Here is an 11,513-nt window from a genome sequence, read left to right on the forward strand (position 1 = left end):
CTTATTACTTCTTGCCGGCGATCGGCTTGCGCGGACCCTTACGGGTACGAGCATTCGTGCGGGTGCGCTGACCACGGCAAGGCAGACCGCGACGATGGCGGAAACCGCGATAAGAACCCATGTCCATCAAACGCTTGATGCTCATGGTGATTTCGCGACGCAGGTCACCTTCAACGGTGAACTTGCTGACTTCTACACGCAGAGATTCCATCTCGGCTTCGGTCAAATCCTTGATCTTGGAAGAAGGATTAACACTCGCGGAAGCACAGATGAGCTTCGCACGAGTAGAACCGATGCCATAGATAGCCTGCAGGCCGATAACGGCATGCGCATGATTGGGGATGTTTACCCCTGCAATACGGGCCATTCTCTTTCCTTAAGCTTTACGAGCTTGAAAAGGTTGCGATTGTAACATACGAAAACCCGGCTAACAAATGTTAGCCTTGTTTTTGTTTGTGACGCGGATCAGTGCAGATCACTCGTACCACACGATTGCGGCGAATGATTTTGCAGTTACGGCAAATTTTCTTTACCGAAGGTTGTACACGCATTTCAGTTCCTTTCTATCTGAAAAGAGCAAGTGCGACTACTTCGCACGGAACACAATACGGGCACGGGACAAGTCATAAGGTGTCATTTCGACTGTCACCTTATCTCCCGGCAGGATGCGGATGTAGTGCATCCGCATCTTTCCGGAAATATACCCGAGCACAATGTGTCCATTTTCGAGCTTGACCCTGAAAGTTGCGCTAGGCAAATTTTCCAGGATCTCGCCCTGCATCTGGATGGTATCTTCTTTAGCCATAAAACTGCTACCGTGACCGTCAGCGACCGGAAGCGCCCTTGAAGTTGGCCTTCTTGAGCAATCCGTCATACTGGTGAGACAACACGTAGGACTGAACCTGCGCCATGAAGTCCATTGTCACGACAACAATGATCAACAGCGATGTCCCGCCAAAGTAGAATGGTACATTCCACTTCAGGATCAGGAACTCGGGCAACAAGCAAACCAGCGTGATGTAGATCGCACCAATAAGTGTTAGACGGAGAATGATTTTCTCAATATAACGCGACGTCTGCTCACCCGGACGGATGCCCGGAATGAACGCACCGCTTTTCTTCAGGTTATCTGCCGTTTCCTTGGGATTGAACACAAGGGCGGTATAGAAGTAGCAGAAGAAAACGATAGCAGCAGCATAGAGCAGAACATACAGCGGCTGACCAGGATGCAATTTGTCTGCAACAGACTTCAGCACACCCAAGCCTTCGGTATTACCAAACCAGCCCAGTACGGTTGCCGGGAAAAGAATGATGCTGGATGCAAAAATTGGCGGGATCACCCCGGCCATATTCAGCTTCAGCGGCATATGCGTCGACTGGCCCTGCATCACGCGGTTGCCGACCTGTCGCTTGGCGTAGTTGACCAGCACCTTACGTTGGCCGCGTTCAACGAACACCACCAGGTAAGTGACCGCAATCACACCCGCAAACAAGGCAATCGCCAGCAGGATGGACAAGGAGCCCTGGCTAGCCAGGGTCAGTGTCTGACCGATCGATCCGGGAATGCCAGCGGCAATACCCGAACAGATGATCAACGAAATACCATTTCCCAAACCACGTTCGGTAATCTGTTCGCCCAGCCACATGAGGAACATGGTGCCGGTGACCAGGGTCACCACTGTCGTTACATAAAACTCGGTCTGACCACTCAGTACCAGCTCCGGTTGCTTGAACAGCATGACAGCAATACCGAAACTCTGGAACGTAGCCAAAAAGAGCGTTGCATAACGCGTGTACTGAGTGATTTTGCGACGGCCAGCATCACCCTCCTTCTTCAACTGCTTCAGCGTTGGAACAATTTCTGAAGCCAGTTGAAGAATGATGGAGGCGGAGATGTACGGCATGATGCCCAAGGCAAATACCGAAAATCTCGACAGGGCCCCGCCCGAGAACATGTTGAACATGTCGAGCAGGCCCGTCTGTGACGACTGGAACAACTTCGCTAGTTCTACCGGATTGATACCAGGCACCGGAACGTGGGCACCGATGCGATAAACAATCAGCGCGCCGATCAGAAAGAAGATCCGCTGCTTGAGGTCACCAAACTTACTGGCATTACCAACTAGAGAAGCATTCGCCACGAGCTTTACCTTATTCTACGAAGCTACCGCCAGCGGCTTCGATTGCAGCCTTGGCACCAGCGGTGGCAGTGATGCCACGCAGTTTAAGAGCACGCTCAACCTTGCCGGACAGGATGACTTTTGCACCCAGAGCCTGCGTCGGCACGATGCCGGCTTGCTTCAGGGCCAACAGGTCGATCTCGTCAACCGGCATCAGAGCCAGTTCGGACAAGCGAACTTCGGCTACATCGTCAGCAGTCAGGGACTTGAAGCCACGCTTCGGCAGGCGACGTTGCAGAGGCATCTGACCGCCTTCGAAACCTACCTTGTGGAAGCCACCAGCACGACTCTTCTGACCCTTGTGACCACGGCCAGCAGTTTTGCCCAGACCGCTACCGATACCGCGACCCACGCGACGCTTCGCGTGTTTGGCACCGGCTGCAGGCTTAATAGTATTCAGCAGCATATTAACCCTCGCTCTTAACCAGGTAGCTGATCTTGTTGATCATGCCACGGTTAGCAGGAGTATCAATCACTTCAACGACTTGGTTGATCTTTTTCAGACCCAGGCCATTCGCGCAAGCTTTATGAGACTCGATGCGACCAATCAGACTCTTAACCAGAGTCACACGGATTTTTTTAACATCACTCATGATCCGCTCCCAGAATCTGAGCAACGGTCAGGCCACGCTTCGCAGCGATCTGCGAAGGAGTTGCCATTTTGCTCAAACCGTCAATCGTGGCACGAACCACGTTGTACGGGTTGGTCGAGCCATGGATCTTGGCAGTAACGTTGTGTACGCCCAGTGCTTCGAATACAGCGCGCATCGGACCACCAGCTTTAACACCGGCACCCTCTTTAGCTGGCTGCATGAACACAGTGGTCGCACCGTGCTTGCCGACAACAGCATGATGGATGGTGCCGTTTTTCAGCGGAACCTTGATCATGTTGCGACGAGCCTGTTCCATACCTTTTTGCACAGCAACCGGCACTTCTTTCGAACGCCCTTTGCCCATGCCAATACCACCGTCAGCATCGCCAACTACGGTCAGAGCCGAGAAGGCCATGATACGACCGCCCTTCACCACTTTGGTGACGCGGTTTACGCCGATCATCTTCTCGATCAGACCATCGCCACGATCTTCGATCTCGTGCTTAGCCATTCTTAACTCCGATTAGAATACAAGACCGTTTTCACGGGCTGCGTCAGCCAGGGCTTTGATACGGCCATGGTATTTGAAACCCGAACGATCGAAAGCAACTTGGTTGATACCAGCAGCCTTAGCTTTTTCAGCAATGTTCTTGCCAACAACCGCAGCAGCAGCAGTGTTACCGCCATTGCTCAGGTCGGCACGCACGGCAGACTCCAGAGAGGAGGCGCTAGCCAGAACAACATTACCGGTTGCGTCAATCACTTGAGCATAGATATGGCTGTTAGTGCGATGAACGCACAGACGAGCCACCTTGAGCTCCGCAATACGGGCACGGGTTTTACGTGCGCGGCGGAGTCGAGTCTGTTTCTTGTCCATTTCAGGGCCTCAATTACTTCTTCTTGGTTTCTTTCAGAACCACAACCTCGTCGGCATAACGTACGCCCTTGCCCTTGTAAGGCTCTGGGGAACGATAAGCACGGATCTCGGCTGCGACCTGGCCAACCAACTGCTTGTTGGCACCCTTGATCAAAATCTCGGTCTGAGTCGGGGTTTCACACTTGATGCCGACTGGCATGGTGTGAACAACCGGGTGCGAGAAACCAAGGGACAGGTTGAGTGCTTCACCCTGGGCTTGAGCGCGGTAACCCACACCCACCAGGTTCAGCTTCTTCTCGAAACCCTTGCTAACACCAATGACCATGTTGTTCAGCAGAGCACGCAGGGTTCCGGACATGGAACGTGCGAACTTGCTGTCGTTCTTGGCGGCAAATTCGAGCTGGTTATCAACCAGCTTGACTTCAACATCAGCACACAGTGCTGTGCTCAAAGAGCCGAGAGCGCCTTTTACAGTCACTTCTTCAGCACCGAATTTCACTTCTACGCCAGCAGGGATGACTACCGGGTTTTTTGCTACGCGAGACATTCAACCCTCCGATTAGGCTACGACGCAGAGCAGTTCGCCGCCGATACCGGCTGCACGTGCTTTACGATCAGTCATCACACCACTTGAAGTCGAAACGATAGCGACGCCAAGACCGTTCATTACTTTAGGGATCTCGTTGGAGCCCTTGTAAACGCGCAGACCTGGACGCGAAACGCGCTCGATCTTCTCGATTACCGGACGACCAACGTAGTACTTCAATTCGATTTCCAGAACCGGCTTTTTATCAGCATCGGTAACAGAAAAAGTCTCGATATAACCCTCTTCCTTCAACACCTGAGCAATGGCCACCTTCAGCTTGGAAGAAGGCATTGCGACAACGGCTTTAGCGGCACGTTGGGCGTTGCGGATACGAGTCAACATATCGGAGATAGGATCTTGCATGCTCATTCTGTATCTCCTATTACCAGCTGGCTTTAGTCACGCCCGGGATCTCGCCTTTCATGGCGAGTTCGCGCAGCTTGTTACGTGCCAGACCGAATTTACGGAATACACCGCGAGGGCGACCAGTCAGTGCGCAGCGACGACGCTGGCGAACCGGGCTAGCATTACGCGGCAGGGTCTGCAGTTGCAGACGAGCAGCAAAACGCTCTTCTTCGGACAGGTTCTGGTTATTGATGGTAGCGAGGAGCGCTTCACGCTTGCCGGCGTACTTAGCCACGAGCTTAGCGCGCTTCTCTTCACGATTAATCAAAGCTAGAGTTGCCATGTGCTTAGCCCTTGAACGGGAATTTGAACGCAGCCAGCAAAGCGCGGGCTTCCTCATCGGTCTTTGCGGTAGTGGTGATGGTGATGTTCATACCACGCAAAGCATCGATCTTGTCGTATTCGATTTCCGGGAAAATGATCTGCTCTTTAACGCCCATGTTGTAGTTACCACGGCCGTCGAAAGACTTGGCAGAAACGCCACGGAAGTCGCGTACGCGAGGCAGCGAGATCGTTACCAGACGATCCAGGAACTCGTACATGCGTTCACGACGCAGGGTCACTTTGCAACCAACCGGGTAGTGGTCACGGATCTTGAAGCCCGCGATCGACTTACGTGCGGTAGTCACAACTGGCTTCTGACCGGCAATTTTTTCCAGGTCGGAAACAGCGTGATCCATAACTTTCTTGTCAGCTACAGCCTCGCCCACGCCCATGTTGAGAGTGATCTTCTCAATGCGCGGAACTTCCATCAGGGACTTGTAACCGAACTGTTTTACCAGCTCTGGTACAACAGTGTTTTTGTAAAAATCGTACAGACGTGCCATCTTCACCCCTTACGCGCCGATAACTTCGCCGGTGGATTTGAAGATACGTACCTTGCGGCCGTCCTCAAGCACCTTGAAGCCTACGCGATCAGCCTTTTGGCTGGCCGCATTGAAAATAGCGACGTTAGATACATCAATCGGCATAGTCTTTTCAACGATGCCACCAGCGACACCACGTACCGGATTAGGCTTCTGGTGTTTTTTCGCCAGGTTGATGCCTTCCACTACGACTTTGCCTTCCAGGACACGCAGAACGGAACCGCGCTTGCCCTTGTCTTTACCGGTGATTACTACGACTTCATCACCTTTACGAATTTTGCGCATCTGTGGTCTCCTTACAGCACTTCTGGCGCGAGCGAAACGATCTTCATGAAACGCTCGGTACGAAGCTCACGAGTCACCGGCCCGAAAATACGAGTACCGATAGGCTCCAGCTTGTTGTTCAGAAGAACTGCAGCGTTGCCATCAAACTTGATGAGCGAACCGTCAGGACGGCGAACGCCCTTGGCAGTACGCACGACAACAGCGTTGTAAACATCACCTTTTTTCACGCGACCGCGAGGTGCTGCATCCTTGATGCTCACCTTGATGATGTCGCCCACGCCAGCGTAGCGACGCTTGGAGCCGCCCAACACCTTGATGCACATAACGGAACGCGCACCAGTGTTGTCTGCAACATCCAAAATGGACTGCATTTGAATCATTTGATTACCTTTCTATCCAACTTAATTCCGTCACTTTCCTTCACCTTGAGAAAGATGAAAGAAACGCCACCTAAAGTAAGGTGGCGTATCCAACGGCCAGTCTTGGACCCCGTAAGGGATGACTTCGGCTGAACACCGAATCACACATTATACAGAGGGGCAAGCCCCTCCGCAAGCGTCACACACAGATTAAACTGCGCGCTCTACCAGTGAGGTCACAACCCAAGTTTTCGTCCGGGAGAGTGGACGAGTTTCGCTGATCACAACGACGTCGCCAGTCTTGTACTGGTTGGTCTCGTCATGAGCGTGAAACTTTTTGGAGCGACGAACAATTTTACCGTAGATAGGGTGCTTGACTTTGCGCTCTACCAGAACAGTAACGGTCTTGTTCATCTTATCGCTGACTACTTTGCCGACCAGCGTGCGGACTACTTTAGTTTCGCTCATCTCAGGCAGCCTTTTCTTTCAGAACAGTGCGGGTACGGGCGATATCGCGACGCACCTTTTTCAGCTCACTATTCTTGGCGAGCTGTTGAGTTGCGTGCTGCATGCGCAGTGCAAATTGCGCCTTCAGCAAACCAAGCAACTCAGCCTTCAGCTCATCAACACTTTTCGCTCTCAGTTCGGATGCTTTCATTGCTGACCCACCTGTTTAATTACAAACACTGTCGGAATAGGCAACTTGGCGGCTGCAAGACGGAAGGCTTCGCGCGCCAGTTCTTCGGCAACACCGTCCATCTCGTACAACATTTTGCCTGGCTGGATTTCGGCCACGAAGTATTCCGGACTACCTTTACCCCCACCCATACGAACTTCGGCTGGCTTGGAAGTGATTGGCTTGTCCGGGAACACACGGATCCAGATGCGACCGCCACGTTTGATGTGACGAGTCATAGCACGACGAGCCGCTTCGATTTGACGGGCAGTCAGGCGACCACGACCGATTGCTTTCAAACCAAAATCGCCGAAGCTAACTTTGTTGCCGCGGGTCGCGATACCAGTATTGCGACCTTTCTGCTGTTTACGGTATTTCAGTCTAGTTGGCTGCAGCATTTCGAGCTCCTGCCTTTCTGGATTTCTTCTCTGGTGCTACAGGGGCAGCCTGGACTTGACCCGGCTTGATATCGCCCTTGTATACCCATACCTTGATGCCGATAACACCGTAGGTGGTGTGAGCCTCAGAAGTAGCGTAGTCAACATCTGCACGCAGAGTGTGCAGAGGCACGCGGCCTTCGCGGTACCATTCGCTACGAGCGATATCGATACCGTTCAGACGACCGGAGCTCATGATCTTGATGCCCTGAGCACCCATGCGCATTGCATTTTGCATGGAACGCTTCATGGCACGACGGAACATCACGCGCTTTTCCAGCTGCGAGGCGATACCGTCGGCGATGATCTGGGCATCGATCTCTGGCTTGCGAACTTCTTCGATATTGACGTGCACAGGTACACCAAGACGACGCTGCAGTTCTTTCTTCAGAACTTCAATGTCTTCGCCTTTTTTACCGATAACAACACCCGGACGGGCGCTGTGGATGGTAATACGTGCGGACTTGGCTGGACGCTCGATAACAACACGACCTACCGAAGCGTGCGCCAGGCGCTTCTTCAGAAACTCGCGCACTTCGATGTCTTGCTTCAGCTGGCCGGCAAAATCATGCGAATTTGCAAACCATTTGGAAGACCAGTTTTTAGTCACTGCGAGACGGAAACCCGTCGGATGAATCTTCTGACCCATAGCTTACCCCTTAGTTGCCAACACTGAGCGTGATATGGCAGGTCTGCTTCTCGATGCGGTTACCGCGGCCTTTGGCACGGGCGGAGAAACGCTTGAGGCTAGGACCCTTATCAACGTAGATGGAAGTCACCTTGAGGGTGTCGATATCTGCGCCTTCGTTATGCTCAGCATTGGCGATAGCGGACTCAAGCACCTTCTTGATGAGCGCGGCACCCTTTTTCGGGCTGAAGGTCAGGATATTCAGTGCCTGGCCGACGGCTTGGCCGCGGATCAGGTCTGCAACCAGACGGCATTTTTGTGCCGACAGGCGTGCATTATTAAGTTGTGCAGAAACTCTCATCGCATCACCTTATTTCTTCTTGGCCTTCTTGTCAGCCGCGTGGCCTTTGAAGGTACGAGTCAGCGAGAATTCACCGAGCTTGTGGCCAACCATGTTTTCGGAAACATACACCGGAACGTGCGTACGACCGTTATGAACCGCAATGGTCAGACCGATGAAGTCAGGCAAAATCGTCGAACGGCGCGACCAAGTCTTGATTGGACGCTTGTCGCTCGTTGCACGTACCGCATCCACTTTTTTCAGCAGGTGCAGGTCAACGAACGGGCCTTTTTTAAGCGAACGTGCCATAGCTCAATTACCCTTTATTCGAGAAGCGACGACGTACAATCATGTTGTCAGTGCGCTTGTTACGACGTGTACGGAAGCCCTTAGTCGGGGTACCCCACGGACTAACAGGAACACGACCTTCACCTGTACGGCCTTCACCACCACCGTGTGGGTGGTCAACCGGGTTCATGGCAGTACCGCGAACGGTTGGGCGGATACCGCGCCAACGGTTTGCACCGGCCTTACCAATCTTGCGCAGGCTATGTTCTTCGTTGCCCACTTCGCCAACGGTAGCGCGGCAGTCAACGTGTACACGACGGATCTCGCCAGAGCGCAGACGCAGCTGAGCGTAGATGCCTTCACGAGCCAGCAGCATGGCGGAGCAGCCGGCGGAACGTGCGATTTGCGCGCCTTTGCCTGGTTGCAGCTCGATGCAGTGGATAGTGGTACCAACCGGAATGTTACGGATTGGCAGGGCATTACCAGCCTTGATCGGGGCTTCGGAGCCGGACATCAGTTCGGCACCAACCTTCACGCCGCGCGGGGCAATGATGTAGCGACGCTCACCATCCGCGTAGCACAGCAGCGCGATGTTGGCTGTACGGTTAGGATCGTATTCGATACGCTCAACCTTGGCCGGAACCGCGTCTTTGTTACGACGGAAATCGATGATGCGATACTGTTTCTTGTGACCACCACCCATGTGACGGGTAGTGATGTGGCCGTTGTTGTTACGGCCACCGGTCGAGTTTTTCTTCTCAACCAGTGCGGCGTGCGGGCGGCCTTTGTACAGGTCAGGGTTTACCACCTTGACAACAGCACGGCGACCAGCAGACGTCGGTTTTACTTTTACCAGAGCCATAGTCTATCTCCTTATTCCGCAGCAACAGGGGTAGCGGTCAGGTCGATTTCTTGACCTTGGGCAAGGCTCACGTAAGCCTTCTTCCAGTCTTTGCGCTTGCCGACAAAACGGCCGAAACGCTTGGACTTGCCCTTAACATTCAGCGTGGAAACGCCATCAACCTTGACGTTGAACAGCAGTTCAACAGCAGCCTTGATTTCAGGCTTGGTTGCGTTAGCAACAACGCGGAATACCACCTGCTGGTTTTTCTCGGCAACCATGGTGCTCTTTTCAGAAACAACCGGTGCCAAAATTACTTGCAGCAAACGTTCCTGATTCATGCCCATTGCTCCTCGAGTTGCTTGATGGCATCACGGGTGATAACAACCTTCTTGAAACGAACAAGGCTGAACGGATCAGCTTGCTGAGCTTCAATCACCAGGACGTTTGGCAAGTTGCGGGAAGACAGATACAGGTTCTCGTCGAGCTCGCCAGTGATGAACAGAGCACGATCCAGACCCAGGGACTTCACCTTGGCGGCGAATTCCTTTGTCTTTGGCGTTTCAACTGTCAGGCTGTCCACGACGATCAGACGCTCGTCACGCACCAGCTGCGACAGGATCGTAGCCATACCGGCACGGTATTGCTTACGGTTAACCTTGTGCGTGAAGTTTTCGTCGGGCGAATTCGGGAACGCACGACCACCACCACGCCACAGTGGCGAGGAAGTCATACCGGCGCGAGCGCGACCGGTGCCTTTTTGGCGGAATGGCTTCTTGGTGGAGTGTTTTACTTCAGCACGAGTCAACTGCGCACGGTTACCACTGCGCGCATTTGCCAAGAATGCAGTTACTACCTGATGCACCAGCGCTTCGTTGTAGTCACGGGCGAAGAGTGCTTCAGAGGCTTGCAGGGCTTCAACTTGCTGGCCCTGGGCGTTGATCACTTTCAATTCCATCATGCACCTGCCTTCACGCTAGGACGCACCACTACATCACCGTTCTTGGCACCAGGTACAGCACCTTTCACCAGAAGCAGTTGACGCTCCACATCAACACGGACAACTTCCAGGCACTGGATAGTGCTCTTGACGTTACCGTACTGACCAGCCATACGCTTACCCGGGAAAACGCGACCCGGATCTTGCGCCTGACCGATGGAACCGGCGGAGTTGTGAGAAACAGAGTTACCGTGCGAAGCGCGGTTGGAACTGAAGTTGTGACGCTTGATGGCGCCGGAGAAGCCTTTACCTTTCGAGGTACCAGTTACGTCGACCAATTGGCCAACCTGGAAAATCTCGACGGAGATGGCATCACCAACGTTCAGCGATGCCAGAGCCTCTGCGGACAGAGGGAACTCGCGCATAACGCGAGCGGCATCAACGCCAGCTTTGGCAAAGTGACCGGCCTGAGCCTTGGTTACACGATTTGCCTTGCGAACACCTGCTGCAACCTGAACGGCAGTGTAGCCATCAGTTTCAGCAGTCTTTACTTGCGATACGCGGTTTGCGGACATATCCAGCACAGTTACCGGGATGGTTGCACCATCTTCAGCAAAAATGCGGGTCATGCCGACTTTGCGACCGACCAGACCTAAAGTCATGTTTATTTCCTTTACAGGCGCCGATTACGATTGACCGGCTTACTCAAAAGAAAAGCGGACTCACCACAATGGTGAGTCCGCTAATGTAACAATAAAATTCAATAACCGCAAGCACTTAGCTCACAGCGCATGAAATAGTGCTGTTACTGTAGCTTGATTTCTACATCCACACCGGCTGGCAGGTCCAGCTTCATCAGCGCGTCAACAGTCTTGTCGGTCGGATCAACGATGTCCATCAGACGCAGGTGCGTACGGATTTCCAGCTGATCACGGGACGACTTGTTCACGTGCGGGGAACGCAGGATGTTGAAACGCTCGATTTTGGTCGGCAGCGGAACCGGGCCCTTAACTACGGCACCAGTGCGCTTGGCAGTTTCAACGATTTCCTGTGCGGAGCGGTCGATCAGGTTGTAATCGAAAGCTTTCAGGCGGATACGGATTTTTTGGCTTTGCATATCGTTCTCGGCTTCCGATTAGGCGATGATTTTGGCAACAACGCCAGCACCAACGGTGCGACCACCTTCACGGATGGCGAAACGCAGACCTTCTT

26 protein-coding genes are annotated in these 11,513 nt (G+C 53.2%); all 26 read right to left on the reverse strand.

Features of this window, described 5'->3' with window-relative positions; translation table 11 throughout:
• Positions 1-4 precede the first annotated feature (4 nt).
• Positions 5-367, reverse strand: a complete 363-nt coding sequence (gene rpsM, locus IE100_RS15705) for a 30S ribosomal protein S13 (protein ID WP_047967689.1) — start codon at positions 365-367, stop codon at positions 5-7.
• 70 nt (positions 368-437) lie between these two features.
• Positions 438-551 carry a 50S ribosomal protein L36 gene (rpmJ, locus tag IE100_RS15710; protein WP_011137711.1) on the reverse strand — a complete coding sequence of 38 codons (114 nt, stop codon included), beginning with the start codon at positions 549-551 and terminating at the stop codon, positions 438-440.
• 35 nt (positions 552-586) lie between these two features.
• Positions 587-805: a translation initiation factor IF-1 gene (gene infA, locus IE100_RS15715; RefSeq protein ID WP_189375503.1), complete on the reverse strand. Its 219-nt coding sequence runs from the start codon at positions 803-805 to the stop codon at positions 587-589.
• A gap of 19 nt (positions 806-824) precedes the next feature.
• A complete protein-coding gene (gene secY / locus IE100_RS15720; protein WP_047967691.1) occupies positions 825-2,141 on the reverse strand; it encodes a preprotein translocase subunit SecY in 1,317 nt (438 codons plus the stop codon).
• 10 nt (positions 2,142-2,151) lie between these two features.
• Complete coding sequence (gene rplO / locus IE100_RS15725) at positions 2,152-2,586, reverse strand: 50S ribosomal protein L15 (RefSeq protein ID WP_189375505.1); 435 nt, start codon at positions 2,584-2,586, stop codon at positions 2,152-2,154.
• 1 nt (position 2,587) lies between these two features.
• Positions 2,588-2,773 (reverse strand): 50S ribosomal protein L30, encoded by a 186-nt coding sequence (gene rpmD, locus IE100_RS15730; RefSeq protein ID WP_047967693.1) that lies wholly within the window; start codon positions 2,771-2,773, stop codon positions 2,588-2,590.
• The gene (rpsE, locus tag IE100_RS15735; protein ID WP_047967694.1) at positions 2,766-3,284 is read right to left on the reverse strand and encodes a 30S ribosomal protein S5; all 519 of its coding nucleotides are present in this window, start codon (positions 3,282-3,284) and stop codon (positions 2,766-2,768) included. Before rpsE ends, rpmD begins: the two co-directional genes overlap by 8 nt.
• Before the next feature lie 12 nt (positions 3,285-3,296).
• Positions 3,297-3,650, reverse strand: coding sequence for a 50S ribosomal protein L18 (gene rplR / locus IE100_RS15740; protein ID WP_047967695.1), 354 nt, complete (start codon positions 3,648-3,650; stop codon positions 3,297-3,299).
• A 13-nt stretch (positions 3,651-3,663) separates the two neighbouring features.
• Positions 3,664-4,197, reverse strand: coding sequence for a 50S ribosomal protein L6 (gene rplF, locus IE100_RS15745; protein WP_189375507.1), 534 nt, complete (start codon positions 4,195-4,197; stop codon positions 3,664-3,666).
• A 12-nt stretch (positions 4,198-4,209) separates the two neighbouring features.
• Entirely contained in the window at positions 4,210-4,605 is a 396-nt protein-coding gene (gene rpsH / locus IE100_RS15750; protein ID WP_047967697.1) for a 30S ribosomal protein S8, read from the reverse strand.
• A 13-nt stretch (positions 4,606-4,618) separates the two neighbouring features.
• A complete protein-coding gene (gene rpsN, locus IE100_RS15755; RefSeq protein WP_189354322.1) occupies positions 4,619-4,924 on the reverse strand; it encodes a 30S ribosomal protein S14 in 306 nt (101 codons plus the stop codon).
• Positions 4,925-4,928: 4 nt separating this feature from the next.
• The gene (rplE, locus tag IE100_RS15760; protein ID WP_047967711.1) at positions 4,929-5,468 is read right to left on the reverse strand and encodes a 50S ribosomal protein L5; all 540 of its coding nucleotides are present in this window, start codon (positions 5,466-5,468) and stop codon (positions 4,929-4,931) included.
• A 9-nt stretch (positions 5,469-5,477) separates the two neighbouring features.
• Positions 5,478-5,792 carry a 50S ribosomal protein L24 gene (gene rplX, locus IE100_RS15765; RefSeq protein ID WP_189375509.1) on the reverse strand — a complete coding sequence of 105 codons (315 nt, stop codon included), beginning with the start codon at positions 5,790-5,792 and terminating at the stop codon, positions 5,478-5,480.
• An 11-nt stretch (positions 5,793-5,803) separates the two neighbouring features.
• Positions 5,804-6,172: a 50S ribosomal protein L14 gene (gene rplN, locus IE100_RS15770; RefSeq protein WP_047967699.1), complete on the reverse strand. Its 369-nt coding sequence runs from the start codon at positions 6,170-6,172 to the stop codon at positions 5,804-5,806.
• Between the two features lie 189 nt (positions 6,173-6,361).
• Positions 6,362-6,619, reverse strand: a complete 258-nt coding sequence (gene rpsQ / locus IE100_RS15775) for a 30S ribosomal protein S17 (protein ID WP_189375511.1) — start codon at positions 6,617-6,619, stop codon at positions 6,362-6,364.
• A gap of 1 nt (position 6,620) precedes the next feature.
• Positions 6,621-6,809 (reverse strand): 50S ribosomal protein L29, encoded by a 189-nt coding sequence (gene rpmC / locus IE100_RS15780; RefSeq protein ID WP_047967701.1) that lies wholly within the window; start codon positions 6,807-6,809, stop codon positions 6,621-6,623.
• Positions 6,806-7,225, reverse strand: coding sequence for a 50S ribosomal protein L16 (gene rplP / locus IE100_RS15785; RefSeq protein ID WP_047967702.1), 420 nt, complete (start codon positions 7,223-7,225; stop codon positions 6,806-6,808). The genes rpmC and rplP overlap by 4 nt, the downstream gene beginning before the upstream one ends.
• A complete protein-coding gene (gene rpsC, locus IE100_RS15790; protein WP_047967703.1) occupies positions 7,209-7,913 on the reverse strand; it encodes a 30S ribosomal protein S3 in 705 nt (234 codons plus the stop codon). The genes rplP and rpsC overlap by 17 nt, the downstream gene beginning before the upstream one ends.
• Before the next feature lie 10 nt (positions 7,914-7,923).
• Entirely contained in the window at positions 7,924-8,253 is a 330-nt protein-coding gene (rplV, locus tag IE100_RS15795) for a 50S ribosomal protein L22 (protein ID WP_047967704.1), read from the reverse strand.
• 9 nt (positions 8,254-8,262) lie between these two features.
• Positions 8,263-8,541 carry a 30S ribosomal protein S19 gene (gene rpsS / locus IE100_RS15800; protein ID WP_047967705.1) on the reverse strand — a complete coding sequence of 93 codons (279 nt, stop codon included), beginning with the start codon at positions 8,539-8,541 and terminating at the stop codon, positions 8,263-8,265.
• A gap of 7 nt (positions 8,542-8,548) precedes the next feature.
• Positions 8,549-9,382, reverse strand: coding sequence for a 50S ribosomal protein L2 (gene rplB / locus IE100_RS15805; RefSeq protein WP_082133789.1), 834 nt, complete (start codon positions 9,380-9,382; stop codon positions 8,549-8,551).
• Positions 9,383-9,393: 11 nt separating this feature from the next.
• Positions 9,394-9,702 (reverse strand): 50S ribosomal protein L23, encoded by a 309-nt coding sequence (gene rplW, locus IE100_RS15810; RefSeq protein WP_047967712.1) that lies wholly within the window; start codon positions 9,700-9,702, stop codon positions 9,394-9,396.
• Positions 9,699-10,319, reverse strand: coding sequence for a 50S ribosomal protein L4 (gene rplD / locus IE100_RS15815; RefSeq protein ID WP_047967713.1), 621 nt, complete (start codon positions 10,317-10,319; stop codon positions 9,699-9,701). Before rplD ends, rplW begins: the two co-directional genes overlap by 4 nt.
• Positions 10,319-10,963 carry a 50S ribosomal protein L3 gene (rplC, locus tag IE100_RS15820; RefSeq protein WP_047967707.1) on the reverse strand — a complete coding sequence of 215 codons (645 nt, stop codon included), beginning with the start codon at positions 10,961-10,963 and terminating at the stop codon, positions 10,319-10,321. Before rplC ends, rplD begins: the two co-directional genes overlap by 1 nt.
• A gap of 143 nt (positions 10,964-11,106) precedes the next feature.
• Positions 11,107-11,418 (reverse strand): 30S ribosomal protein S10, encoded by a 312-nt coding sequence (rpsJ, locus tag IE100_RS15825; protein ID WP_047967708.1) that lies wholly within the window; start codon positions 11,416-11,418, stop codon positions 11,107-11,109.
• Positions 11,419-11,436: 18 nt separating this feature from the next.
• Positions 11,437-11,513, reverse strand: a 77-nt coding sequence (locus IE100_RS15830) for an EF-Tu C-terminal domain-related protein (protein ID WP_198556962.1), incomplete at its 5' end; no start/stop codon positions are given.

The sequence above is a fragment of the Vogesella alkaliphila genome (genome assembly GCF_014652475.1).
In the GTDB taxonomy this organism is placed as follows: Bacteria; Pseudomonadota; Gammaproteobacteria; order Burkholderiales; family Chromobacteriaceae; genus Vogesella; species Vogesella alkaliphila.

Bases quoted from the DNA above. Each gene is read 5' to 3' on its own strand.
- rpsM (WP_047967689.1), bottom strand. From the start codon at position 367: ATGGCCCGTATTGCAGGGGTAAACATCCCCAATCATGCGCATGCCGTT.
- rpmJ (WP_011137711.1), bottom strand. From the start codon at position 551: ATGCGTGTACAACCTTCGGTAAAGAAAATTTGCCGTAACTGCAAAATC.
- infA (WP_189375503.1), bottom strand. From the start codon at position 805: ATGGCTAAAGAAGATACCATCCAGATGCAGGGCGAGATCCTGGAAAAT.
- rplO (WP_189375505.1), bottom strand. From the start codon at position 2,586: ATGCTGCTGAATACTATTAAGCCTGCAGCCGGTGCCAAACACGCGAAG.
- rpmD (WP_047967693.1), bottom strand. From the start codon at position 2,773: ATGAGTGATGTTAAAAAAATCCGTGTGACTCTGGTTAAGAGTCTGATT.
- rpsE (WP_047967694.1), bottom strand. From the start codon at position 3,284: ATGGCTAAGCACGAGATCGAAGATCGTGGCGATGGTCTGATCGAGAAG.
- rplR (WP_047967695.1), bottom strand. From the start codon at position 3,650: ATGGACAAGAAACAGACTCGACTCCGCCGCGCACGTAAAACCCGTGCC.
- rplF (WP_189375507.1), bottom strand. From the start codon at position 4,197: ATGTCTCGCGTAGCAAAAAACCCGGTAGTCATCCCTGCTGGCGTAGAA.
- rpsH (WP_047967697.1), bottom strand. From the start codon at position 4,605: ATGAGCATGCAAGATCCTATCTCCGATATGTTGACTCGTATCCGCAAC.
- rpsN (WP_189354322.1), bottom strand. From the start codon at position 4,924: ATGGCAACTCTAGCTTTGATTAATCGTGAAGAGAAGCGCGCTAAGCTC.
- rplE (WP_047967711.1), bottom strand. From the start codon at position 5,468: ATGGCACGTCTGTACGATTTTTACAAAAACACTGTTGTACCAGAGCTG.
- rplX (WP_189375509.1), bottom strand. From the start codon at position 5,792: ATGCGCAAAATTCGTAAAGGTGATGAAGTCGTAGTAATCACCGGTAAA.
- rplN (WP_047967699.1), bottom strand. From the start codon at position 6,172: ATGATTCAAATGCAGTCCATTTTGGATGTTGCAGACAACACTGGTGCG.
- rpsQ (WP_189375511.1), bottom strand. From the start codon at position 6,619: ATGAGCGAAACTAAAGTAGTCCGCACGCTGGTCGGCAAAGTAGTCAGC.
- rpmC (WP_047967701.1), bottom strand. From the start codon at position 6,809: ATGAAAGCATCCGAACTGAGAGCGAAAAGTGTTGATGAGCTGAAGGCT.
- rplP (WP_047967702.1), bottom strand. From the start codon at position 7,225: ATGCTGCAGCCAACTAGACTGAAATACCGTAAACAGCAGAAAGGTCGC.
- rpsC (WP_047967703.1), bottom strand. From the start codon at position 7,913: ATGGGTCAGAAGATTCATCCGACGGGTTTCCGTCTCGCAGTGACTAAA.
- rplV (WP_047967704.1), bottom strand. From the start codon at position 8,253: ATGAGAGTTTCTGCACAACTTAATAATGCACGCCTGTCGGCACAAAAA.
- rpsS (WP_047967705.1), bottom strand. From the start codon at position 8,541: ATGGCACGTTCGCTTAAAAAAGGCCCGTTCGTTGACCTGCACCTGCTG.
- rplB (WP_082133789.1), bottom strand. From the start codon at position 9,382: ATGGCTCTGGTAAAAGTAAAACCGACGTCTGCTGGTCGCCGTGCTGTT.
- rplW (WP_047967712.1), bottom strand. From the start codon at position 9,702: ATGAATCAGGAACGTTTGCTGCAAGTAATTTTGGCACCGGTTGTTTCT.
- rplD (WP_047967713.1), bottom strand. From the start codon at position 10,319: ATGGAATTGAAAGTGATCAACGCCCAGGGCCAGCAAGTTGAAGCCCTG.
- rplC (WP_047967707.1), bottom strand. From the start codon at position 10,963: ATGACTTTAGGTCTGGTCGGTCGCAAAGTCGGCATGACCCGCATTTTT.
- rpsJ (WP_047967708.1), bottom strand. From the start codon at position 11,418: ATGCAAAGCCAAAAAATCCGTATCCGCCTGAAAGCTTTCGATTACAAC.